Raw genomic sequence first — 308 nt, forward strand, 5'->3', positions numbered from 1 at the left:
AAGAAATCTGTGTGGACATTCACAGGTATTGAGTTATTCGAAATTGTCTTCTGTTCTTCGGAATGTTGGCAATCAAAAAATTACAACTCAATGCAACGATGAATGTTCATAGTAATATGTACAAAGACTTTGTCAGCTTCGGTTGATAAAGCAATCAGAATTCATTGAGCCGAAACCTTCGGGTTTCAAAAGAACTTTAATTGAAGAGTTTGATCATGGCTCAGATTGAACGCTGGCGGCAGGCCTAACACATGCAAGTCGAGCGGTAACACAAGGGAGCTTGCTCCTGAGGTGACGAGCGGCGGACG

Annotated in this window: 1 rRNA gene; it reads left to right on the forward strand. The window is 42.5% G+C overall.

From position 1 onward, the window contains the following. Positions 1 to 197: 197 nt before the first annotated feature. Positions 198 to 308, forward strand: a 16S ribosomal RNA gene (locus H5125_RS21910); the annotation flags it as partial.

This window comes from Shewanella sp. SR44-4, from assembly GCF_014163715.1.
In the GTDB taxonomy this organism is placed as follows: domain Bacteria; phylum Pseudomonadota; class Gammaproteobacteria; order Enterobacterales; family Shewanellaceae; genus Shewanella.